We start from the raw sequence: 21,820 nt of genomic DNA on the forward strand, positions 1-21,820 counted from the left end.
CGCTGCGCCGGTACACACCGGCGCAGCCCTGATCAACCTTGTTTATCCAACGTTCAGGATACCAGTGTCATGGTATCCACATCGATCATCCCGAGATCTGTGATCTTGAGATGCGGAATGACCGGCAGCGGCAGGAACGCCAGTTGCAGGAAGGGCTCCTCCAGCGTGCCCCCCATGGCGCCGACTGCCGCACGCAGTTTTTCCAGATCGGCCCGCACAACCTCGAAGGGTCTGTCGCTCATCAGCCCAGCCAAGGGCAGGGACAATTCGGCCACGACGTGACCCTCCCGGACCGCCACGAAGCCACCACCGAGTTCGGCCAGTCGCGCGACAGCCAGCGCCATATCGCTGTCATTCATCCCGACGACACAAAGATTATGGCTGTCATGCCCCACCGATGAGGCGAGCGCCCCGGTGCTCAGGCCAAAGCCTTTGACGAAACCGCGGCCGATATTGTCATTCTTGCCATGCCGCGCGATGACACAGATCTTCGCGATATCACGTGCCGGGTCTGGCTGAACCGCCCCACCCTGCACGGGCAGATCGAAACGCAGGAAGTCCGTTATGATCTGCCCCGGCACGATACCGATGACAGGCCTGTTTTCCCCCGGTGCAGCGATAATCAGATCTTCGGCGGTGATCGGCGCGGCGAGGCGCATCGTGCCATATCCCTGCGGGTCGATCGTCTCACGCGCTGCAAACAACGCCTCGTCAACCAGACGCCCCGCCGAAAAGACCTGCGCGACCTGACAGGTTTCGAGGTCATCAAGCAGAACGATATCGGCACGCTGTCCCGGGGCAATCTGCCCGCGATCGCGCAAGCCAAAAGCACGCGCCGCCGAGAGGGACGCCGCACGGTAGGCCGCGAGCGGGGCGACGCCAAGCGCAATGGCCTTGCGTATCAGGAAGTCGATATGGCCCTCATGCGCGATTTCGAGCGGATTGCGGTCATCGGTGCAGAAAGCGAAAAACTGCGAGGTCTCGGGGGTCAGCAGAGGCGCCAGCGCTGCCAGATCCTTGCAAACCGACCCCTCGCGAATGAGGATGGTAATACCCTTGCGGATCTTCTCAAGCGCCTCATCGGCCAGCGTGGCCTCGTGGTCCGTCAAAATACCCGCGGACAGATAGCCGTTGAGCTTGTGCCCACGCAAAAGAGGCGCATGACCGTCGATATGCTCACCCGCAAAAGCCACGAGCTTGTCGATGCAATCGGGCTGGCATGAAAGCACGCCCGGGAAATTCATGAATTCAGCGAGCCCGATCACCTTGGGATGGGACCGGTAGTGCATGAGAGCGTCAGCATCGAGAACAGCCCCCGAGGTTTCGAACGGTGTGGCTGGCACGCAGCTCGACAGATTGACGCGCAGATCCATCACGGTGCGGGTAGCGCATTCGAGGAAATACCCGAAGGCGTCGCCGCCCAGCACATTCGCCATTTCGTGTGGATCGCAGATCGCCGTTGTCACGCCATAGGGCAGCACACAGCGATCAAACTCGAATGGCGTAATCAGCGACGATTCAACGTGCAGATGCGTATCGATGAAACCGGGAACGGCAATGCGTCCCTGCCCATCGATCTCCCGCACTCCTTCATAGCTGTCGAGAATACCCACGACACAATCACCACAGATCGCGATATCGGTCGGCAGCAGGTCACCCGTGACCAGATCGAACAGCCTGACATTGCGTATGACGAGATCGGCTGGCTCTGCCCCCGCCCCCTGCCTCACACGCCGTTCGATTGCATCACGCATCATCTGCCTCTCCTCCGGGGCACGAGGCAAAGCCTCACGCCCACAACCCATCATATAGGTCATCTATAGAGGATATCGCGACAGAGGAAACGGGGCCCGGCCTGTCCCGGCTGCAATCCGAAACATCACCCCGCTAATGCAGAGGTTTGCGACGCAGTTTTGGTATTACGTCGCGCCACGCCGCCCGGCATGACTGCTTCACGGCAGCCTGGCGGAGCGGCGCTATCATTCAGTCGTCGCTGGATCAGGCAGCGTCGAGCCTCTTGCCCATGTTGTAGTAGTTCTCGTCGAAAGTCTGCGTGGTGATAATCGAGGCTGCCAGTTCACGCAGAGTCTCGAGGTTCTGCTCCAGACGCGCTGCGACAGCCTCATTCGATTTGTCATCAAGGAAGATCGTGCGGTTGGCATGATCCTGGATGGAACCGACCAGACTGATAAAATCGGCCAACTCGTAATTTCCCTGCACAGCGCCAGGTGTCCGCAGATAGGTCATGACCTCGTGGTGAATCTTGTAGAACTCTGCGACCGTACCGTGAATGCTCTCCACAAACTCGATATCGTCGAACTTGTCGTTCATGAAGAGAACGCACATGAACATGAAATAGAAGCATGCATCCCAGTTCGTCTTGACGAACATGTAATTCCAGTCGTCGAAGCGCGGGCTGGAATCATGATGCGTATCGACGAAACCAGCATAGACCTCCGAGAGCAGATCGTTCATCTGTCCGATCAGCTGCTTCCCGTCGGGCCGGGTAATCGCGTTCGTGATCATGGTATTCGCGAGCCCGATCAGATCGGTCCCGTTGGAATACATAGGGTCGACAAAGCCGGCGGCTTCACCGGTAAGGGCCCATCCATCTTCCGAGAGGTAATGCTTGGAAAGATAGGAGTAATTGCGCAGCATCACAAAATCGATGACCTCGAAAGCCTTCTCCTCGAGATAATCCTGCATGCGCGGTTCATGACGCCTGAGCCAGTCCGATGCCAGCGGATGAGAGCTCATCTCTGACAGCTTGTGCACGCTGTTGTCGAATACGATTCCGATGCTGGTCGTCTGCTTGTTGATGGGAATGATCCACACCCAGTACCCCTTGCCGACAAGATGGGTGGTGCTGCGTCCGCGCTCCTGCGCGTCAGTGAACGGATTGGCTGCATCGGCGGCGTTAAGGAACTCGTTGATGTCGACATCCCCACCGACACGGAACCAGACAGCCGAATGATTGACAGCAGCCTCTTTCTGCAGGCCGAACTGCTTCATCAATACGCGTCCGCGGCCCGAAGCATCGACGACCCAGCGTGCATCGCGCGTGGTCACGGTGCCATCATGATCACGAACGGAGACGGTGTTGTGATCGCTCCCCTTCTCCATTCCAAGGACACGACAATTCTCGATCAGCGTGACCCTGTTGCCGAGTTCGTCACGCAAATGGTTCTCGAGCCGTCCGCGATCGATCTGATAAGTCGTATGATAGGGGTAATATTCGAGCCCGAGCTCGCGATAGGGTGCCTCACCCGTCAGCCCCTGCGTCTGGATAAAGCGTAGTCCCATCTTGCGCAGATGCTGAGTCTCGAGGTGAGTTTTACACCCAACAACCTGCGCAAGATAATAGGCACCGATCTCGACAGTGGATTCACCCACCTTGTGAATCCGCTCGGGATAGGGAAACTTGCGATTGTGAACGATGCAGATATCGAGCGTCGGCTGCTTGTCCAGCAACTGCTTGGCCAAGGTAAGACTGGCAAGACCAGCCCCCATGATCAGGACGTCATGAACGGGTTGTGGGTTGTTTGCTGGCACGGTGCGCACTCGATACAGGCTGAATTGTGACTTTATATTTCGCCTTGCTTGGGCGAATTCGTTGAACACTGAATTAAGTCTTGCCTTACCTTGAATCAACTACAAAACCCGATCAAAATAGCGAGATCAAAAGCTGGAAAACCTTTGGCAATGTTTGAAAACCATTGCGTCGCCATCATCTTTCCGAAGTATATGATGGATATATTGATGTATAACAGATTACATACTTGCAATTAACCATTATAGAGATAATGCCGTGAGTTTTTCTGCTCGTGAACGCGATATATTGCTATCGCAAACAGGCGTTGGTCCCACCGTAATACGGCGCCTCGAGGACGCCGGAATAACAAGTTTTTCTGCACTCGCGCTCGCCTCAGCGGATGAGCTCTGCCACACTATAGCCCATCAGCTTGGTAGCACTTGCTGGCGAAACAGCCCGCAAGCCCGTGCGGCACTCGTCAGAGCCATCAACGCCGCACGTCATGTCATTGCCGGGACAGAGGCTGAGGTCACGCTCGTAATCAAAGGATTTCACCCCTTCCCCCTTCCCTAAGAAAACATGAAGGACTATCTAGGCAATTGAGAAGCGTTCTCAGGGCGTCTCGCCCCAGATTACAGGTGTATTGACCCATGACTCTCGACTCCCTTCCCAAAGGCGCCCACGCGGTGATCAGTCAGGTCGTTTCCCGTACGGAGAATGACCCGATCGCCCTGCGCCTTGGGGAGCTTGGCTTCATTCCGGGCGCACCTGTCGAGATCGTCGCGACCGGGCCGGTCGGCCATGACCCCATTGCCGTTCGTCTTGGTTCCACCTGCTTCGCCCTGCGTCGTGGCGAAGCTGCACGCGTCTCGCTCAAGCGCGATCACTGATCCCTGATGGATGCCGTGACCTCGACCGTAACGGAGACCCTTCCGTTGCGTGCCGCCCTCGTCGGTAATCCCAATTGCGGCAAGACCTCGCTGTTCAACCAGCTGACCGGCAGCAAACAGAAGGTCGCGAATTACGCAGGGGTCACGGTCGAGCGCAAGGAAGGGTATTTCACGACGCCCAATGGCCGGTCAGTACGCCTGCTCGATCTGCCGGGCGCCTACAGCCTGAGCGCCACCAGCCCGGATGAGGATGTCACGCGCGATGTCTGCATGGGTCGCCACCCTTCCGAAAAACAGCCTGACCTGATCATCTGCGTCGTCTCAGCCAGCAATCTGCGGCTGCATCTGCGCTTTCTGCTCGAACTCATGCAGCTGGGCCGCCCCATGCTGGTCGTGCTCAACATGATGGATGAGGCCGAGCGTCTCGGGCTCAAAATCGACGTGCCGGGCCTCGCCGCAGCGCTCGATCTGCCCATCATCCCGACCATCAGCCTGCGCAAGAGCGGTGTGAGCCATCTTCTTGCGGCACTGGATCAGACCGAGACCCTGACCCCGCCCCCACCCGGCAAAGAGGTCGACCTGCATGCCCGGGCGGGCGAGCTTATCGCCCGCTACACCAATGAAGGGAGTTTGCGTGGCGACCGGCTGGCTGACAGGCTCGACCGCTGGTTCCTGCACCCCGTCTGGGGGCCGATCATTCTGCTGGTCGTGCTGTTTTTCATGTTTCAGACGGTCTTTGCCTGGGCACAGCCGCTCATGGATGCACTGGAAGCCGGCATCGCCTCTCTGGGGCAGATGGTGGTCTCACCCCTGCCACCCGGGCTTTTGCGCAGCCTTCTGGCGGATGGCATTTTCGCCGGAGCAGGAACCGTCATCGTTTTTCTCCCTCAGATCCTGATCCTGTTCCTCTGGATCCTGACCCTGGAGGAGACAGGCTATCTGCCAAGAGCCGCTTTCCTGCTCGACCGCGTAATGGCTCTGGCCGGGTTGAGTGGACGCTCTTTCATTCCGCTGCTTTCCAGCTTCGCCTGTGCCATTCCGGGCATCATGGCGGCGCGTACGATACAGAACCCGCGCGACCGTCTGGTGACAATCCTGATCGCACCTCTCATGACCTGTTCAGCGCGCCTGCCGGTCTACACACTTCTGATCGGCGCTTTCGTGCCGCATCGAACGGTTCTTGGCTTTCTCGGGCTTCAGGGCCTCGTGCTGTTTGCGCTCTACCTTGTGGCCATTCTCAGCGGCATTGTTGCCGCGCGTCTCATGACACGCGGTGTGGCGTCCGATGAGCATCCGTTGATGCTCGAGCTGCCCCCCTATCGCTCGCCCAATCTGAAAAGCGTGGCCCTGGGCCTGTGGCAGCGCGCGGTCATGTTCCTCTCCCGCGTGGGCACGATCATTGTCTCCCTGAACGTGCTTCTCTGGGCGCTCTCAAGTTTCCCAGCCCCGCCCGCCAATGCCACAGGGGCCGCAATCGATTACAGCCTCGCTGGCCATATCGGGCACTGGATGCTGCCGATTTTCGCCCCGCTCGGTTTCAACTGGCAGATCTGCGTCTCGCTCATACCCGGCCTTGCTGCGCGCGAGGTCGCGGTGAGTGCGCTGGCCACCGTCTATGCGCTGGGTGCCAATGAAGACAGTGCAGCAAGTGCCCTGCTGCCATTGCTCAGCGCTCATTGGAGCATGGCCACGGCATTTTCGCTGCTGGCATGGTATGTCTATGCCCCGCAATGCATCTCCACCCTAGCTGTCATGCGGCGTGAGACGCGTTCATGGAAAGTCGTCGCCGGTGCTGCGGCCTATCTTTTCGGCCTTGCTTATCTCGCGTCATTTCTTACCTATCATGTGACTGTCGCCCTTAGCGGATAAGGCCCATGATCCAGCCTCTCATCGTCATCGCCGTTATCGTGGTCGCCGTGGTGTTCTGGCTGAACCGGCTGTTTCCTGCCCATGCGCGCCGCATCAAAACCGCGCTTGGCCTGCATGTCTCTCACGCGGCGGGTGCCCCGACGCCTAAGGAAGGCAAGTCCTGCGGGGGATGCTCCGGCTGCAAGGGCGGTGGCTGTCACTAGAAGCGGCTGAGGGCGCAACGCGCTCCCCCTGACAAGCTTCAATCGAATACGGCAGACAAGGGACAGGTAAGTATCCCTCGCCCGCCCCCCTCAACTGCGAAGAATCAGCCTGCGCGATCGATGAAGTCGCACACCTCATGAAGATCATTCATGATCGCATGGGCCTTCTCCGTGATCTCCTCATTCGGGACCATCAGGTCAGGCACCACAATGACCCTAACCCCGGCGGCATGGGCCGCGCGGGCGCCATTGTGGGAATCCTCGAGCGCCAGACAATAGGCGGGCTCGACCCCGATCGCCTCAGCAGCGCGCAGATAGGGCTCCGGGTCCGGCTTGCCGCGGGTCACATCGTCCCGCGTGATGATGGCATCGAACCGGTCATAGATCCCCACATGACGCAGATGCGCCTCGGTACGCTCACGCCCTGAGGATGTGGCAATGGCACGAGGCAGCTGGCGGGCATCGAGCATTTCCAGCAACGGAAGCACGCCTTTTTTCAGCACGAGCTTCCCCGCCTGAACCAGTTCATGCAGACGGATATTCTGCCTCCTGAACAATGCAGCCAGATCGATATCGGGGCCAAAGCTGTCAATCACCAGCTGGGCACAGGCATCACCGGGCAGGCCGATCATCTGGCGCGCAAATTCATGATCCATGTCATAGCCCAGATCACGCGCGCCGAGAGTAAAGGCATCGAGAGACAGGGTTTCGCTATCGAGCAAAAGCCCGTCCATATCGAATAACACGCCGCGTATGGGGCCAGGGCCGGTCATGAATGTCTCCTTGGATACAAGTTACTGATGCGTGTTCAACGGGCCAGGCCGCGCAGATGTTGCCAGATGGCTGATCACAGCGCGTCGGGCCAGTGGGCTGGCAATGGTCGGCCTCCCGCCATTCCGTTGCTTATGTTGAACCACACCCATTGCTCGCCTGGCCGCCATGAACGAGTTTAACGATCAACTCCGCCGCAACGAGGGCAGCGATGACCGAAGGACGCTTGTCACGGATCCTGTATGGGCCGTCATGATGCCCGATAGGGCAGACCAGCGCATCAATCCTGTGCTGTGCCATCCCCAGCGCACGAAATCCGGCCTCGAACCGCCGTCGCTTGGTGCGCGAGCCAATCAGGCCGACATAGGCCAGATCGCCACGATCGAGGGCAGCAGCCGTGATAAGTGCATCCAACGTATGGCTGGGTGTCATGATCACCACACCATCACCGGGGCGCAGCAAGGCGAGTTCGGCCTCCCAATCCTGCGTCACGCTCATTGTCACACCCTCGGGCACGAGCCCGAATTCATCGGCTCGTGAATCAATCCAGCGCAAGGCCAGAGGCAGGGGGGAAAGCGCTTGGGCCAGGGCGCGGCCAACATGCCCTGCACCAAACACGCTTACCACAGGCCATGAAGCCTGTTCCGCCTCGAGGCAGGACAATTCATGATCGAGATCGAAAACCGGTTCGTAGCGTATCGTCACGGCCCCGCCACAGCATTGATCGGCCTCGGGTCCGAGACGATAGCGATACTCCTGCGCAAGGGCGGCACCGCTTAGAATCCGGCGTGCCTGGGCAAGGCATTCCCATTCCAGCGTTCCACCACCGATCGTGCCCGTCTGGGCGTTGTGAGACACCAGCATGAACGCCCCGGCCTCACGCGGGGTCGAGCCCGCAGCGTCGGCCACGAGGATCCGGAGCACGGCAACCGCCTCGCGTTGCCAGCGCCGGATCAGGTCAAGGTCGATCAGACGCTCTCTCCCGTCGGAGCGCCCACGGCAGCAGATGACGGCCGGGTATCGGACGATTGGGCGACAGATGACTTCATGGCCATGATGGTGCGCAACAGCCGCTCGGGTGTCGCGGGTGCATCCAGCCCCGGACAACGCCGGTAGTCGCCCAGGCTGGCAATCGCATCGGACAGCGCATGCAAAACTGCAACGCCATGGACCAGAGGAGGCTCGCCCACGGCCTTCGAGCGGTAGATCGTTTCCTCACGGTTGGGGGCATCTTCCAACAGCATCACGTTGAAGATATGCGGTCGGTCCGAGCAGGCTGGAATTTTATAGGTGCTTGGCGCATGGGTGCGCAGGCGGCCCTTCTCGTCCCAGACGAGTTCTTCCGTGGTGAGCCATCCCGCGCCCTGAACGAAAGCCCCCTCGATCTGGCCGATATCAATGGCCGGATTGAGGGATTGCCCCGCGTCATGAAGAATATCCACACGGTCTATCGTGTTCTCACCTGTCAGCAGGTCGAGCGTGACTTCAGCGCAGGCCGCACCATAGGCAAAATAGTAGAATGGGCGCCCACGCCCCGTTGCGGCATCCCAGGAGATTTTGGGCGTCTTGTAAAACCCGCTGGCTGACAGCGAGATACGGGCAAAATAGACCTGCCACACCAGATCACGAAAGCTGACACACTCGTCCCCGCTGCAGACACCCTCGGGCGTGAAAGAAATTGTCTCGGGCGCAACCTGCCATTTGTCAGCAGCAAAAGCGATCATGCGCCCCTTGATCTGGCTCACGGCATCGAGCACCGCCATACCGTTCAGATCTGCGCCAGATGATGCCGCCGTGGCTGAGGTATTGGGCACCTTGCCGGTCGTCGTGGCGGTAATGCGCACTGAGTCAGCAGGCAGGGCAAATTCCTGCATGACGATCTGCACCATCTTGGTGTGCAGACCCTGCCCCATTTCCGTCCCACCGTGATTCACCTGCACCGACCCGTCGGTATAGACATGAACCAGAGCACCCGCCTGATTGTAATGCGTTGCCGTAAACGAGATGCCGAACTTCACTGGCACCAGGGCGATCCCCTTGCGCAGCATGCGGCTGGTTGCATTGAACGCTCTGAGGGCTACCTTGCGATGACGATAATCGCAGCGCTCTGCCAGCTGCGTCATGACAAGATCGCTGATCGAGTCCTCGACGACCATGTGATAGGGCGTCAGATTGCGCTCACCAGTGCCATAGACATTGCGCAGACGGATATCGAGCGGGTCCTGCCCGGTGGCAAACGCAATTTCCTCAATCACACGCTCGGCAGCAACGATGCCCTGCGGGCCGCCAAACCCGCGAAAAGCCGTATTGGACTGCGTGTTGGTCTTGAGCGCCTGTGAGCGGAAACGCACATCGGGGTAATAATAGGCGTTATCAGCGTGAAACAGGGCGCGGTCCGTCACCGGCCCTGAGAGATCAGCTGACCAGCCACAACGGGCCGCCAGTTCCATATCCACGGCAAGAATATCACCCTGGCTGGTAAAGCCGACATCGTATCGCACCTGAAAATCGTGACGCTTGCCCGTGATCATCATGTCATCATCACGATCAAGGCGCATCTTGGCCGCCTGGCCGGTCAGCTCTGCCGCAAGCGCAGCCAGGCAGGCGCATCCATTGGCCTGAGACTCCTTACCACCAAACCCGCCCCCCATCCGGCGGATTTCAGTCGTGACCAGATGGTGAGGGCGGCCCAGAACACTTGCCACGAGATGCTGTGTTTCAGAGGGATGCTGGGTGGAGGACCAGACCCGCATCTCGCCGGCCTCACCCGGCTGGGCCAGAGCCACCTGCCCCTCCAGATAGAAATGCTCCTGCCCGCCAATCGTTACGCAGCCACTCAGCCTGCGCGGTGCGCTTTCCAGAGCGGGACCAACGGCACCGCGCTCCATCGTCAGCGGGCGCCAGACCAGAGGGCTTCCATTGGCCCGCGCAGCGTCGATATCGAGCAGTGCTGGCAGTTCATCATAGTCGATACGCGCCAGACGCACGGCACGGCGCGCAATGGCACGATCGGTCGCCACCACGGCAAAGATGGGCTGACCAACATGCTGGACCAGATCCACCGCCAGCAAGGGCTCGTCATTGGCGTGAACCGGGCTGGTCTGATTGTCTCCCGGAATGTCTGCCGCCGTTATGACGCGCACCACACCCGGATAATCCCGCACCGCTGACAGATCGACCGACACAAGACGGGCATGGGCTTTTTCGCTTAGCCCCGCCACGACATGCAGCAGCCCCTTGGGCTCGGAGAGGTCGTCGATATACTGTGCCTGCCCGGTCACATGCAGAATGGCGCTTTCGTGCTTCATCGAACCCGGGCCTGCGCCCTCGGCGGCAGAATGTCTGCCTGACCCGGCGATTGGCGTGTCCATGAGACCCTGAACATCAGACATGGGCCAGGCTCCCTGCCTTGGCGAGACGCATAGTCTCACCCCGGCTCTCTTCGAAAAACCGCGTCAGCAGATTGGCAGCGACCGTCTGGCGATACCAGGCACTGGCGCGCATATCGCTCAGCGGTTTGAAATCCAGCGACAGGGCCTCGCGGGCGGCTTCCAGAGCGTCCTCGTTCCACAGGGCACCCATCAGGGCCTTTTCGGCGTGATGGGCGCGGCATGGTGTAGCCGCCATGCCACCAAAAGCCAGTCGCACATCGATTACACGCCCCTTTGCGTCGCAGCGCAGCGCAAACGCGCCCAGAACCGCAGAGATATCCTGATCGAAGCGTTTGGAGATCTTGTAGCTGCGATAGAAGGTTCCCGGCAGCGGTGCTGGTACGCTCACACCCTCGACAAACTCGCCCGGTCGGCGGTCCTGCTTGCCATAGGCCAGAAAGAACGCCTCAAGCGGCATATCCCGTCTCTCAAGGCCGCAACGCAGATGCAGGATTGCCCCGGCGGCAATCAGCGCGGGTGGGCCATCGCCAATCGGTGAACCATTGGCAATATTGCCGCAAAGCGTCGCACTGTTCCGGATCGGTGTGGAGCCGATTCGACCAATCAGCACGCCGAAATCGGGGAGAATCCGCGCGAGCGCCTCGCGCGCCTCCTCGTAGGTGACGGCGGCGCCGACATAAAGGCCCTTGGCATAGGGGCCTTGGGCGCCCGTCTCCAGACGCAACAGATCCGCGCATTGCCCGATGAACGCGACGCGCGGCAGAGGGCGCATGGCTTTGGTCACCCAGAGCCCCACATCCGTCGCCCCGGCCACGATCACGGTATCCGGGAACGAGATCAGCCGTAGCGCCAGGGATTCCGCCGTAGCAGGCACAAAAAGACTGCTGCCCTCATGCTCGATCAGCACATCCTGACCGTCTGCCAACGCGTGGAGGCGCTCGGTCATCTCTGCCACCCTCTGCTCGAAGGCGGCAGGAGGAGCCAGAAGCGCCTGTTTCATTGCCTTGACGATGGGCGCGTAACCCGTGCAGCGACACAGATTGCCCGAAAGCGCTGCATCGATCGCGGCATCGTCATCCGATGCGCCTTCGGCCTGACGATACGCCACCATCGACATCACAAAACCCGGTGTGCAGAAGCCGCACTGGGCGCCGTTGAGCGCTACCATGGCCTCCTGCACGGGGTGGAGTGCTCCCGGTGTCCCGATATCCTCGATTGTGAAAACAGCGGCACCGTCCAGCATGGGCAGCAGCTGGATGCAGGCATTGACGGCCTTCACCGCAAGCCTGCCCTGACGCAGCCGCGCCACGATCACCATGCAGGCCCCGCAATCGCCCTCGTTGCATCCTTCCTTCGTGCCGGTACGCCCCTCATGGCGCAACCAGTCAAGCAAGGTTGTGTCGGGGGCAATATCACACAGGCTGACGAGCCGTTCCCCGAGATAGAAGCGTATCGTCTGACGCATGGATTACCCCCCTCTAAGGTGGAAACTGGTTGATTGAACGAGGGCGGCCCCTTCGCCATTTCCGGAAACTCTTGTATGATTGGAAGATTCGACGGCAGAGAACAATCAGGAATATTGCATTTCCTGCCTTGTTCTCTCATCGAACTGCGCCTAAGGCTCCACGGCCATTTCAAACGCAAGAGGATCACTATGAAGTCCACTGATCTGATCGACCGCATCGCCGCTGCCACCGGTGGCACCAAGGCCGACGCCAAGACCGCCCTCGACACCGTCTGGGCCAGCATCATCGAAGCCGCCACCAAGGGCGACGAAGTGTCCATCCCGGGCTTCGGCAAGTTCCAGGTCCGTTCGACCGCAGCACGTCAGGGCCGTAACCCCAAGACCGGCGAGACGATCGAGATCGCAGCTTCCAAGAAGCTCAGCTACTCCCCCGCCAAGAACGTCAAGGACGCTCTGGCCGGCAAGTAAGCCGCTCTATCGTACCTGGCCGGGTAGCGTCTCGACGCCACCCGGCCCGGTACGCAGGTATCTCCTGCCTCTCCTGCCCCGTGCAGCAGGCAGGGTGCCTCCCGGCTTCTGTCCGGGCCCTGTTCCGGTTCAGTTCCAGCACAGCCTGCTGCCAACCGACTGATCCCGCGCAGACATTCCTGATTTCAGGCAATTTCTGCGAAGACGTATCGGGTGGCTCCCTCAGCCTCGTGCCGCCGTCATGCCGATAAAAGCGATATCCTGCGTATTCGCGTGCTTGCAAAACCCAAAAGGTTTCGTCACGTTTCGCGGCATGTTGCCCCGCATCCTGCCCGCTTTCGCCCTTGCCGTTCCGCTCGTCTTTTCGTCTGCCTCTGCCCATGCCGAGACAGCCGACACGCAGGCAACCTCGCGCATTTTCGATCATCTACGTAATGACCCAGCGCGCCTGACCGTGTTTCTGCGCGGCTTTCCCAAGGGGGGCGATCTGCACAATCATCTGGCTGGCGCCATTCCGGCTGAAAGCTTCCTCGACTGGGCCGGTCAGGACGGCCTATGCGTCTCTCTGGCGCAGGGACGAATCCTGCCCACAAAGTGCCGTCTGGCCACGCCGGGCGATATGCCCGCTTCCCAGCTTCGCACCCGACAGGACGCGCGCGAGCTCATGATCGATTCTCTTTCGATGCATGATTTCGTTCCCACGCCAGCAGACCGCTCCGGGCACGATCACTTTTTCTCGACTTTCGGGCGCTTTGCCCCGGTGCTTTCGGCCCATCAGGGCGCCATGCTTGCACAGGCGCGCGATCAGGCTGCAGCCGATCATGTGGTCTATCTGGAACTGATGATCTCACCCGCACTGGGCAGCATGGTGAAAGCCGGCGACCAGCATCCCCTGCACGACCTCGACCTCGATGCCGCCCATGAGGCGCTTCATGATGAGCGCCCCCGCCTCGTGGCCGAAGCGCGCCATGAGACGGATGAGATGGAGCATCAGGCGCGCGACATCCTGCAATGCGATACGCCTGCTGCCCATCCGGGGTGTGCTGTGACGGTGCGCTATCTGTTTCAGGCCATCAGGACCATGACCCCTCCCGAGGTGTTTGCGCAGCTCGATGCGGGTTATGCCCTTGCCCATGAAGACCCGCGCTTTGTCGGCCTGAACTTCGTCGCCCCTGAAGACGATGCCGTAGCAATGGCCGACTACGCCCTGCACATGCAGATGTTCGCAAAACTTGGCGCGCTCTATCCCGATGTGCGCCTGAGTCTTCATGCTGGCGAACTCACCCCCGCACTGGTGCCTGTCACCGGGCTGCAGAGCCATATTCGTGATGCTGTCGAGATTGCTGGCGCAGACCGTATCGGCCATGGCGTGGACATCACATGGGAAAAAGACGCTGTTCGCCTGCTGGGTGAAATGGCCCAGCGCCGCGTCGCGGTGGAAATCAACCTGACCAGCAATGACCAGATCCTCGGGGTGAGCGGTGCCGCCCATCCGATGGGGCTGTATCGACGCGCCCATGTGCCGGTCGTGCTCTCAACCGATGATGAGGGCGTGTCCCGCAGCAATCTCACAGAGGCCTATGTCAGGGCCCTTTCAACCGCCCCCCTGACCTATGCCGACCTCAAGACCATCTCGCGCAACAGCCTGACCTATGCCTTCATACCCGGCACCAGCCTATGGGACGGAGATCACGTCATCACCCTGTGCAAGGCTCCGCAGAGCTTTGCCTGCGCCGATTTCCTGAAGAAAAGCCCCAAGGCGCGCCTTCAGCTTCAGCTCGAACAGAACTTCGCAGCCTTCGAAAACACCGTCAGCCACGAGCCCCTTTTCCTATGATGACACGCCCCAAAGGCCTTCGCCACCACCTCGCCCTCTCCCTCCTCCTGTGCAGTGTTCCCGCGGGCCTGGCCGCAGCTCCCGCCCATGCTGCCGGGCCGACGGCACCGGCCACGGGTCATGCCTCTGCCGCCACCATCCCTGTGCGCGTTGTGGTTGTGACGACCTTTGAAATCGGCAAGGACACGGGCGACACACCGGGCGAATATCAGAACTGGATCGAGAAATTCCCGCTCAGCCAGACGCTTCCCGCCCCGGGCACTGACCATGAGGTCATGCATTACAACCCGGAGTTGCAGGTGCTTGCCATCGCTTCTGGCGAAGGCCCCGAACATATGGCCTCTGCCATGACGGCGCTGCTGCTCGACCCACGCTTCGACCTGCGCCACAGCTATTTCGTGCTGGCTGGCATCGCGGGGATCGATCCCAATTTTGGTACGATCGGCTCCGCCGTCTGGGCACCCCGCGTCATCAATGGCGGGCTCTCCCATCTGATCGACCCGCGTGAAACTCCCAAGGACTGGCCTGACGGCTTCACGCCGGTACAGGGCAGTCGCCCCGACGAGACACCACGCCCACCCCTGCATTCCCTCTCGGGCGATATGCTCTACACCCTCAATCCCGGCCTTACCCGCTGGGCCTATGAGTTGACCCGTTCCGTTTCCCTGCCCGACAGCGAGGGCATGAAGCAGAGCCGCGCCCGCTATCATGGCTATGCCGCAGCGCAAAAGCCGCCTTCTGTCATGCTGGGTGATACCATTTCGGGCGAGACCTTCTGGGTGGGCAAGCTGATGAATCGCTGGGCCGAGCGCTGGGTGCGCTACTGGACCGATAATCAGGGTGTGATGGCGACTACCGCCGAGGAAGACGTGGCCTTCTGTCAGGCACTCGCCCTTCAGGCGAAGGCTGGGCGCGTCGATCCCGAACGCGCGCTCATCCTGCGCACTGCCAGCAATTTCGACATGCCCCCACCGGGCCAGACGGCCGCGCAGCTTCTCTCGGACGAAGCCAATGAGAAAGGCTACTCGGCCTTCATCCCGTCGGTGAACGCAGCCTATCAGATTGGCAGCATTGTGGTGCGCGACCTCGCCACGCACTGGGACCGCTACGAGAGCACACCACCGGACGCGGCACATTAGAGTCCGGTCCGGTCAGGGTTCAGGCGGGGCCGTGACCATGAGTTTCCCCCACGCACCACCGGAGGGTCGTCGTCCTTCGGAAACGCCTGCAGAAAACCTATTTCAGTAGGACCGGGTGGGATTACCTTCGCGCCGTTGAGCAATCCTGCCTAGCGTTCTTGCATCGCATGTGCCCTGAACCGTGCAGGAGTCAGACCGAAACGTTGATTGAAGGCCTTGGCGAAGGCGCTCAATGACGCATAGCCGCACTCTGCTGCAACATCGGTCACACGCTGCCCCTGTCCCAGTTGCAGGGCCGCATGAAACAGGCGCGCCTGGGTTATCCAGCTTTGCCAGCCCATCCCGGTTTCAGCCTGAAAATGGCGGCGGAAACTGCGCTCGGACATGGCAGCACAGGCGCAAATCCGGGTCATCGTGGCCGATGCCGGGTCAAGCAATGCCGCATCGATAGCCCGTATCAGTCGTGGGTGCCGTGGCATGGGCAAGGCGAGCCCGGCGGCAGGCGCTGCCTTGATCCGCTCATGACAAAGCAGCGCGAGGGTATTGAAGAAGCTCTGCGCGAGCGCATCGGCGGATTGTGGTCCATCCGGCCAGCGCAACGCGTAGAACATCATCTCGGTCAAGATCGGTGTCAGAGGAAATGTCGTCATTGCCTCGACCGCAGTCTGCGTATCGTCCGGCGCAAGAAAGAAGGACATGCCGTCATGATTGCGGATCATGGTGCGATGGCGCGTCCCGGCAGGAATCCACAAGGCGTGCGCGGCAGGCAGGAGATAGCGCCCGTCTGACCCCTCTATCTGCGTGGTACCGGCACGGGCGCAGATGATCTGGTGATAAGAATGCTCATGCCAGTCATAGAAAATCGCATCGGTGGATTGCCGCAATGCAAAGGATTTCTGCTGCGGCCTGTCGAGGCCTGCTTCGACCAGAACAGCCGTGGTCTCTGTGCTGCTCAGGATTTTCATTTGGCCGGTTCCCGTCATTTTCTGGCCGAAGGACGTTAGTCGGCCATTAGCGATCTTCCTATCCTGCCAGGCAAGGAGAGGAAACCACCATGTCTGTATTACCAGCATCTGCACGCCCGACTGACGCCCCTGACCCGCACAATGCCACCGTCATACGGCAATTCACCCAATGGGCAGCCCCTTTCGCTGACCTGCCCATTCATGCCGAGGCGGAGAGCATGGCCCAGACCATGAAGGCCTGTGCGCCCGGCCCAGCCGTGAAGGCGTTGGATGTGGCCTGTGGTCCCGGCATCGTTAGCTGCGCGCTGGCAGAGGCTGGGGCCGAGGTGACCGGGTTGGATCTGACCCCCGCGATGATCGCACAGGCGAGCGCACGTGCCGATCGGCTGGGCGTCAAAGCCTCTTTCCAGATCGGGAACGCGATGGCGCTGCCTTTTGAGGACGCACAATTCGATCTGGTGGTGACGCGTTACAGCTTCCATCACATGGAAACACCGCAGGCCTGCCTTGCAGAAATGATCCGTGTCTGTCGTCCCGGCGGTCGGATTGTCGTCATCGATGCGACACCCGCTCCAGCCTGCCAGAGCCAATACGATCATGCCGAGAAGCTGCGTGACCCCTCGCACACAACGGCTCTTACGCTCAGTCAGATCGTGGCATTGGGTGATGAGGCGGGCTTGCTCCATGTGGAGACCATCCGATACCGTCTGGAATCCCGCCTGAACGATCAGGTTGCCGAAGAAGATCGCGAGGCTCTCGCGTCCTTTTTCATGCAGGAGATTGCGAGCGGTGAGAACAGATCGGACATGATGCCACGCCAGACAGAAGGCGGCATTGTTTTCAGCTTTCCGATTTCGATTGTCGTCTGGAACCGTCCGAGCGACTGAGCCGCATAGCGATTATTTCGTGACACGCGATCCGAATGGAGGCGCAGGAAACGTCCAATCAACAGGAGAATGCAATGCCGCCGCAGCCGCGCTCATATGGCCTCAGCTGAGCGGCGCGGCGACGACGGGGCTGCCCCCCTATAGATTTGAGAGGCATACCATCGGCGTTGACTCTCTTGGCAGGGTAGGGTCGAGGGTTACACCCACAGAAAAGCTCTCATCCCTTCTTTTTGCCCTCAGCAATGCCCCTGCCGGACTGCGCACATGACCTTTCCCTCACGATCAGGCCGCGCGCGATCTCGCCTCAGGCTTCGAGCAGGAGGGTAACAACGCGCTCCAACACAGCCTGCTCCGCATCGCCAAAACGCGCCTGCTCGGGGCTGTCGATGTCGAGTACGCCCAGCAATTCACCGTTTCTGACCAGAGGCAGAACGATTTCCGACGCTGATGCCGCATCGCATGCAATATGGCCGGGGAAACTGTGGACATCATCGATACGCTGGATACTGCGTTCGCTGGCAGCCTTGCCACATACCCCGCGCCCCAGCGCAATGCGGGTACAGGCTACCCGCCCTTGAAACGGCCCCAGAACCAGTTCGCCCTCGCGCAGCAGATAGAACCCTGCCCAGTTGATGCGCGGGAGTGCCTCAAAGAGAACCGCTGCGATATTGGCCATATTCGCGATCATGTCGCTTTCGGCCGCTACCAGCCCCTCCACTGCCGATAGGATATCGTCTTGCGTCAGTCTGCTGTCAGGCGCGCTCATGGGAGTTCATCTTTCCGGGTATATTTCGAAGACGCCGCATGGCGCCTCAGGGTAGGGGCGAGACCCTCTGAAGGCGCACATAGAACAAAATCCCTGCGCTTTCAGAGTGTGCGATAGGCGATATAGGCCGCCACGAGAAAGATGAGGCCAGCGAACAGAAGTTTCAACGTGGCACCGGACCCTTTACCGAGACGGCTGGCCAGTTTCGTCCCCACCAGGCATCCGACAACGCCCCCCATGATGAACCACAGGGCTAAAGGCCAGTCCACAAGGCCCGAAAGCGCATAGCTGGCAGACGTCGTCACACCAAAAGCCGCAACAGCCACAAGTGAGGTGCCCACGGCATTGAGGACAGGCATATGCGTTGCCGCCATCAGTGCCGGCACGATCAGGAACCCGCCACCAATACCGAAAAATCCGGACAGCCCGCCTGTGCACAGGCCAAACAGCCCAACCTTCCAGACATTGTCACGATTACACGCCGCCCCCGGTATGCCCTCGTCATGACGGCCACGGATCATCGCGATCCCGACAAGCACCATGAGACCGGCAAACAGCAACAGAAGTCGCTGTCCATCCATCGCCTTGCCGAGCTGGGCCCCAAGCGCCGCGCCAAGCATCCCGGCAGGCGCGAAGAAACCGGCGCAGCGCCATTTGACCGTGTGCTCACGCGCATGGCTGAGCAGACCTGCCAGCGCGTTGATCGCGACAGCAAAAGCGCTCGTGCCAATCGCGATATGGGGGTTACGCACCCCCACAACATAGATCAGCAGCGGGACAGCCAGAATGGACCCGCCGCCGCCGATAAGGCCCAGAACCAGACCAACCAGACTCCCGCATGCCAGAGCCGGGACAGACGAGGCAGACATGAACGCGTCAGGCATGAACGGGGTCAACAGCATTGCTCGAGATCAGCCCTCGGTCTTGCGGGCGGGTCGCACCAGAAACTCGCGTCCCTTCAGCATGAAATCCCAGTACAGACGCGGCATGATCTGTTCCTTGAGAAACCAGGCCAGGCGTGTGGGCTTCTTGCCGTCCAGCAGCCAGCCCGGCAGGGTCGGAAGCAGCTTGCCGCCATAGCCGAACTCGGCCAGCACAATCTTGCCGCGCTCAACCGTCAGCGGACAGCCGCCGTAACCGTCATACACGGCATCCGGCTTGCGCCCGGAAAGCTGGGCAATCAAGTTCTCGACCACCACAGGTGCCTGCTTGCGTGCAGCGGCAGCCGTCTTGGCATTGCTTGTGCCGGCCACGTCACCCACAGCGAAGACATTCGCATATTGCGTGTGCTGCATCGTATCCGGATGGACCGACACAAAACCATCAGCGCCAGCGAGCGGCGAGGAACGAATGACATCGGGCGCGGTCTGGGGGGGCACGACATGCAGCATGTCGAATGCGCGTTCGACACGCGCCGTACCGGCCTCCGTAACACGCTCGAAGGTTGCAATCTTGCGCTCGCCATCGACCGCCACCAGCCGTGACTTGAGGTTGAGGTCAATGCTGTAGCCCTTGATGTAATCCATCAGGGCCGGCACGAAATCGGCCACACCGAACAGGCTGGGCGTCGCTGTATCGAATTCGACCTGCACGCGACCCAGCACCCCACGACGACGCCAGGCATCGCAGGCGAGATACATGGCCTTTTGTGGCGCCCCTGCACATTTGATCGGCATGGGCGGCTGGGTGAACAGCGCCTTGCCCTCTTCGAGCTTGCTCACCAGTTCCCAGGTATAGGGGGCGAGATCGTAGCGATAGTTTGACGTGACGCCATTCTTGCCCAGTGTCTCGGCCAGCCCAGGAATAGCAGCCCAGTCGAGTTTGAGCCCGGTCGCCACAACAAGCGCCTCATAGGCAATCTGGGTCCCATCACCCAGCTCGATGCGGTTCTGCTCCGGCAGGAAGGCCGTGACAGCCTGGCGGATCCAGTTGGCGCGCGCCGGGATAAGCCCGACCTCAGAACGACGCGTCTGCTGCGCCGTGAAGACACCCCCACCCACAAGGGTCCAGCCCGGCTGATAGTAATGCTCGGTCGAGGGTTCCACGACAGCGACCAGCAACCCGGGCCGACGACGCAACAGGCTTGCTGCGCAGGCGAGACCACCCGCGCCGCCACCGACCACAACAACATCGAAACGCTGCGCGCCAGCGGGCTTTTCTTCCTTCTGGGTCGAAGCCAGCTCATAAAGATCAGCCGCACGTCGGCCAGAGCGGCAATAGGCCAGAACCTTGCCCGTATTGTCAGGCCCGGTCATCTCGGCAAGGGTCTGGCGCATGACCGAAACACTATGCGCATCGGGCGTAGCCCCCATACGCACCGGGATATAGGCAAAAGCCAGCCCGCATTTTTCCGCCGCCACACCCAGATCGGCCACGCCGGGCTGATCCTTTTCTTCACCATCGGGACGGGTGCAGATAATGCCGCTGAAGCCCTGCTCCTTGAGCGCGGGCAGATCTTCCACCCTGATCTGGGGCGATACGGCGAAATGGGCCGTCAGGAAACGAAGGGACATGAGCTTGCCTCTCTCTTCTCGGGCTGTATTGCGGGCCGGGTCAATGCGCACCGGCTGGATGCTGCGTTCTGTAACGGGCGGGGGTCAGCAAGATGCTGTGCAGGCCATTCAGGCTGGATACCGCACAGCGTCCTCTCAAAGCTTGTCGAGCGGTATCTTGATATAACGCGTACCGTTCTCTTCCGGCTCCGGCAGTCGCCCCCCGCGCATGTTGATCTGGACCGAGGGCATAATGAGATTGGGCAGGCTTAAAGTCGCATCACGTTTCGTGCGCATCTCGACGAATTCGTCCTCGCTCACACCGTCATGCACGTGAAGGTTGCTGTCGCGCTGTGCTCCAATGGTGGTTTCCCAGGCAAACCAGTCACGCCCGGGCGCCTTGTAATCGTGACACAGGAAGAGACGCGTCTCACGCGGCAGGGAAAGCAGGCGACGGATGGAGCGATAGAGCTGCCTCGCATCGCCACCGGGGAAATCCGCGCGGGCTGTTCCGAAATCGGGCATGAAGAGCGTATCACCGATAAAGGCACAGTCACCGATGACGAACGCCATATCGGCTGGGGTGTGACCCGGCACATGCAGCGCAATCGCCTCGATTTCACCAATCCTGAAACGCTCGCCATCACGGAACAGATGATCGAACTGCGAGCCATCTCGTGCAAAGCGCGTACCGGCATTGAAGATCTTGCCGAACACCTCCTGAACATGGGTGATCTCGGCACCTATGGCGAGCTTGCCTCCCAGCTGCTCCTGCAGCCACGGCGCTGCAGACAGGTGATCGGCGTGAGCGTGAGTCTCGAGCTGCCAGGTCACGGTCAGGGACTTAGCGCGGATATACTCAAGAATGGCCTGAGCGCTTGATGACCCGGTACGACCGGAAGCGGGGTCATAATCGAGCACGCTGTCGATAATCGCCGCTTCGCGGGTACGGGGGTCGTGCACGACGTGCGAGGCCGTGAAAGTTGTTTCGTCGAAGAAGCTGCGCACCACCGGGCACGGCGACTGGCCCGCTCTGGTGGCCTCGATCTGACTGGCTGCTTGGGCAATCGTTGCGTCATCCATCATGCGCGCTCCGCTGAACTGATCGTGAATTACATATTTACTGAATATGATATTTCTCGAT

19 protein-coding genes are annotated in these 21,820 nt (G+C 60.4%); 7 read left to right on the forward strand and 12 right to left on the reverse strand.

The window, feature by feature from the left end; translation table 11 throughout:
• Positions 1 to 53 precede the first annotated feature (53 nt).
• From ade to Asbog_RS14570, 3 genes are all read right to left on the reverse strand, one after another.
• Positions 54 to 1,754 (reverse strand): adenine deaminase, encoded by a 1,701-nt coding sequence (gene ade / locus Asbog_RS10485; RefSeq protein WP_062165894.1) that lies wholly within the window; start codon positions 1,752 to 1,754, stop codon positions 54 to 56.
• 244 nt (positions 1,755 to 1,998) lie between these two features.
• The gene (locus Asbog_RS10490; protein ID WP_146926353.1) at positions 1,999 to 3,552 is read right to left on the reverse strand and encodes an NAD(P)/FAD-dependent oxidoreductase; all 1,554 of its coding nucleotides are present in this window, start codon (positions 3,550 to 3,552) and stop codon (positions 1,999 to 2,001) included.
• A gap of 373 nt (positions 3,553 to 3,925) precedes the next feature.
• Positions 3,926 to 4,087: a hypothetical protein gene (locus tag Asbog_RS14570; RefSeq protein ID WP_171840687.1), complete on the reverse strand. Its 162-nt coding sequence runs from the start codon at positions 4,085 to 4,087 to the stop codon at positions 3,926 to 3,928.
• 95 nt (positions 4,088 to 4,182) lie between these two features.
• Here Asbog_RS14570 and Asbog_RS10495 point away from each other — a divergent pair, with 95 nt between their 5' ends.
• The 3 genes from Asbog_RS10495 to Asbog_RS10505 are packed head-to-tail and all read left to right on the forward strand — an operon-like array spanning position 4,183 to position 6,494.
• Entirely contained in the window at positions 4,183 to 4,422 is a 240-nt protein-coding gene (locus tag Asbog_RS10495) for a FeoA family protein (protein WP_023979534.1), read from the forward strand.
• A gap of 6 nt (positions 4,423 to 4,428) precedes the next feature.
• Positions 4,429 to 6,291: a ferrous iron transporter B gene (gene feoB, locus Asbog_RS10500; RefSeq protein WP_062165099.1), complete on the forward strand. Its 1,863-nt coding sequence runs from the start codon at positions 4,429 to 4,431 to the stop codon at positions 6,289 to 6,291.
• 5 nt (positions 6,292 to 6,296) lie between these two features.
• Entirely contained in the window at positions 6,297 to 6,494 is a 198-nt protein-coding gene (locus Asbog_RS10505) for a hypothetical protein (RefSeq protein ID WP_062165100.1), read from the forward strand.
• 104 nt (positions 6,495 to 6,598) lie between these two features.
• Here the strand turns inward: Asbog_RS10505 and Asbog_RS10510 are convergent, their stop codons facing one another.
• The 4 genes from Asbog_RS10510 to xdhA all read right to left on the reverse strand — a co-directional run bounded on the left by Asbog_RS10510 (position 6,599) and on the right by xdhA (position 12,122).
• A complete protein-coding gene (locus tag Asbog_RS10510) occupies positions 6,599 to 7,267 on the reverse strand; it encodes an HAD family hydrolase (RefSeq protein WP_062165101.1) in 669 nt (222 codons plus the stop codon).
• Positions 7,268 to 7,397: 130 nt separating this feature from the next.
• Positions 7,398 to 8,237 (reverse strand): xanthine dehydrogenase accessory protein XdhC, encoded by an 840-nt coding sequence (gene xdhC, locus Asbog_RS10515; RefSeq protein WP_083510989.1) that lies wholly within the window; start codon positions 8,235 to 8,237, stop codon positions 7,398 to 7,400.
• Positions 8,234 to 10,636 (reverse strand): xanthine dehydrogenase molybdopterin binding subunit, encoded by a 2,403-nt coding sequence (xdhB, locus tag Asbog_RS10520; protein WP_231944713.1) that lies wholly within the window; start codon positions 10,634 to 10,636, stop codon positions 8,234 to 8,236. Before xdhB ends, xdhC begins: the two co-directional genes overlap by 4 nt.
• A gap of 13 nt (positions 10,637 to 10,649) precedes the next feature.
• The gene (xdhA, locus tag Asbog_RS10525) at positions 10,650 to 12,122 is read right to left on the reverse strand and encodes a xanthine dehydrogenase small subunit (RefSeq protein WP_062165102.1); all 1,473 of its coding nucleotides are present in this window, start codon (positions 12,120 to 12,122) and stop codon (positions 10,650 to 10,652) included.
• 189 nt (positions 12,123 to 12,311) lie between these two features.
• Between xdhA and Asbog_RS10530 the strand changes: the two genes are divergently transcribed.
• The 3 genes from Asbog_RS10530 to Asbog_RS10540 all read left to right on the forward strand — a co-directional run bounded on the left by Asbog_RS10530 (position 12,312) and on the right by Asbog_RS10540 (position 15,566).
• A complete protein-coding gene (locus Asbog_RS10530) occupies positions 12,312 to 12,590 on the forward strand; it encodes an HU family DNA-binding protein (protein ID WP_023979527.1) in 279 nt (92 codons plus the stop codon).
• Positions 12,591 to 12,903: 313 nt separating this feature from the next.
• Positions 12,904 to 14,427: an adenosine deaminase family protein gene (locus Asbog_RS10535; protein ID WP_062165103.1), complete on the forward strand. Its 1,524-nt coding sequence runs from the start codon at positions 12,904 to 12,906 to the stop codon at positions 14,425 to 14,427.
• Positions 14,427 to 15,566, forward strand: coding sequence for a purine nucleoside permease (locus Asbog_RS10540; RefSeq protein ID WP_083510990.1), 1,140 nt, complete (start codon positions 14,427 to 14,429; stop codon positions 15,564 to 15,566). Before Asbog_RS10535 ends, Asbog_RS10540 begins: the two co-directional genes overlap by 1 nt.
• 149 nt (positions 15,567 to 15,715) lie before the next feature.
• On the opposite strand, the gene Asbog_RS10545 is transcribed toward Asbog_RS10540, so the two are convergent.
• Complete coding sequence (locus Asbog_RS10545; RefSeq protein ID WP_062165104.1) at positions 15,716 to 16,531, reverse strand: helix-turn-helix transcriptional regulator; 816 nt, start codon at positions 16,529 to 16,531, stop codon at positions 15,716 to 15,718.
• Positions 16,532 to 16,620: 89 nt separating this feature from the next.
• On the opposite strand from Asbog_RS10545, the gene Asbog_RS10550 reads away from it, so the two are divergent.
• A complete protein-coding gene (locus Asbog_RS10550) occupies positions 16,621 to 17,418 on the forward strand; it encodes a class I SAM-dependent methyltransferase (protein WP_062165105.1) in 798 nt (265 codons plus the stop codon).
• 304 nt (positions 17,419 to 17,722) lie between these two features.
• On the opposite strand, the gene Asbog_RS10555 is transcribed toward Asbog_RS10550, so the two are convergent.
• The 4 genes from Asbog_RS10555 to Asbog_RS10570 all read right to left on the reverse strand — a co-directional run bounded on the left by Asbog_RS10555 (position 17,723) and on the right by Asbog_RS10570 (position 21,759).
• Positions 17,723 to 18,184, reverse strand: coding sequence for a GAF domain-containing protein (locus Asbog_RS10555; RefSeq protein ID WP_062165106.1), 462 nt, complete (start codon positions 18,182 to 18,184; stop codon positions 17,723 to 17,725).
• Positions 18,185 to 18,285: 101 nt separating this feature from the next.
• Positions 18,286 to 19,068 (reverse strand): sulfite exporter TauE/SafE family protein, encoded by a 783-nt coding sequence (locus Asbog_RS10560; RefSeq protein WP_231944560.1) that lies wholly within the window; start codon positions 19,066 to 19,068, stop codon positions 18,286 to 18,288.
• A gap of 27 nt (positions 19,069 to 19,095) precedes the next feature.
• A complete protein-coding gene (locus Asbog_RS10565) occupies positions 19,096 to 20,697 on the reverse strand; it encodes a bifunctional protein tyrosine phosphatase family protein/NAD(P)/FAD-dependent oxidoreductase (protein WP_062165107.1) in 1,602 nt (533 codons plus the stop codon).
• A gap of 135 nt (positions 20,698 to 20,832) precedes the next feature.
• On the reverse strand, positions 20,833 to 21,759 hold the full coding sequence (locus tag Asbog_RS10570; RefSeq protein WP_062165899.1) for an MBL fold metallo-hydrolase: 927 nt from the start codon (positions 21,757 to 21,759) through the stop codon (positions 20,833 to 20,835).
• Positions 21,760 to 21,820 lie beyond the last annotated feature (61 nt).

The sequence above is a fragment of the Asaia bogorensis NBRC 16594 genome, from assembly GCF_001547995.1.
Lineage (GTDB): Bacteria > Pseudomonadota > Alphaproteobacteria > Acetobacterales > Acetobacteraceae > Asaia > Asaia bogorensis.

What these genes read in the sequence shown, in the direction of transcription:
- Asbog_RS10550 (WP_062165105.1), top strand. Translation starts at nt 16,621, where the DNA reads ATGTCTGTATTACCAGCATCTGCACGCCCGACTGACGCCCCTGACCCG.
- feoB (WP_062165099.1), top strand. Translation starts at nt 4,429, where the DNA reads ATGGATGCCGTGACCTCGACCGTAACGGAGACCCTTCCGTTGCGTGCC.
- ade (WP_062165894.1), bottom strand. Translation starts at nt 1,754, where the DNA reads ATGCGTGATGCAATCGAACGGCGTGTGAGGCAGGGGGCGGGGGCAGAG.
- Asbog_RS10560 (WP_231944560.1), bottom strand. Translation starts at nt 19,068, where the DNA reads ATGCCTGACGCGTTCATGTCTGCCTCGTCTGTCCCGGCTCTGGCATGC.
- Asbog_RS10555 (WP_062165106.1), bottom strand. Translation starts at nt 18,184, where the DNA reads ATGAGCGCGCCTGACAGCAGACTGACGCAAGACGATATCCTATCGGCA.
- Asbog_RS10570 (WP_062165899.1), bottom strand. Translation starts at nt 21,759, where the DNA reads ATGGATGACGCAACGATTGCCCAAGCAGCCAGTCAGATCGAGGCCACC.
- Asbog_RS10510 (WP_062165101.1), bottom strand. Translation starts at nt 7,267, where the DNA reads ATGACCGGCCCTGGCCCCATACGCGGCGTGTTATTCGATATGGACGGG.
- Asbog_RS10495 (WP_023979534.1), top strand. Translation starts at nt 4,183, where the DNA reads ATGACTCTCGACTCCCTTCCCAAAGGCGCCCACGCGGTGATCAGTCAG.
- Asbog_RS10545 (WP_062165104.1), bottom strand. Translation starts at nt 16,531, where the DNA reads ATGAAAATCCTGAGCAGCACAGAGACCACGGCTGTTCTGGTCGAAGCA.
- Asbog_RS10530 (WP_023979527.1), top strand. Translation starts at nt 12,312, where the DNA reads ATGAAGTCCACTGATCTGATCGACCGCATCGCCGCTGCCACCGGTGGC.
- Asbog_RS10505 (WP_062165100.1), top strand. Translation starts at nt 6,297, where the DNA reads ATGATCCAGCCTCTCATCGTCATCGCCGTTATCGTGGTCGCCGTGGTG.
- Asbog_RS10535 (WP_062165103.1), top strand. Translation starts at nt 12,904, where the DNA reads ATGTTGCCCCGCATCCTGCCCGCTTTCGCCCTTGCCGTTCCGCTCGTC.
- Asbog_RS10540 (WP_083510990.1), top strand. Translation starts at nt 14,427, where the DNA reads ATGACACGCCCCAAAGGCCTTCGCCACCACCTCGCCCTCTCCCTCCTC.
- xdhA (WP_062165102.1), bottom strand. Translation starts at nt 12,122, where the DNA reads ATGCGTCAGACGATACGCTTCTATCTCGGGGAACGGCTCGTCAGCCTG.
- Asbog_RS10565 (WP_062165107.1), bottom strand. Translation starts at nt 20,697, where the DNA reads ATGTCCCTTCGTTTCCTGACGGCCCATTTCGCCGTATCGCCCCAGATC.
- xdhB (WP_231944713.1), bottom strand. Translation starts at nt 10,636, where the DNA reads ATGGACACGCCAATCGCCGGGTCAGGCAGACATTCTGCCGCCGAGGGC.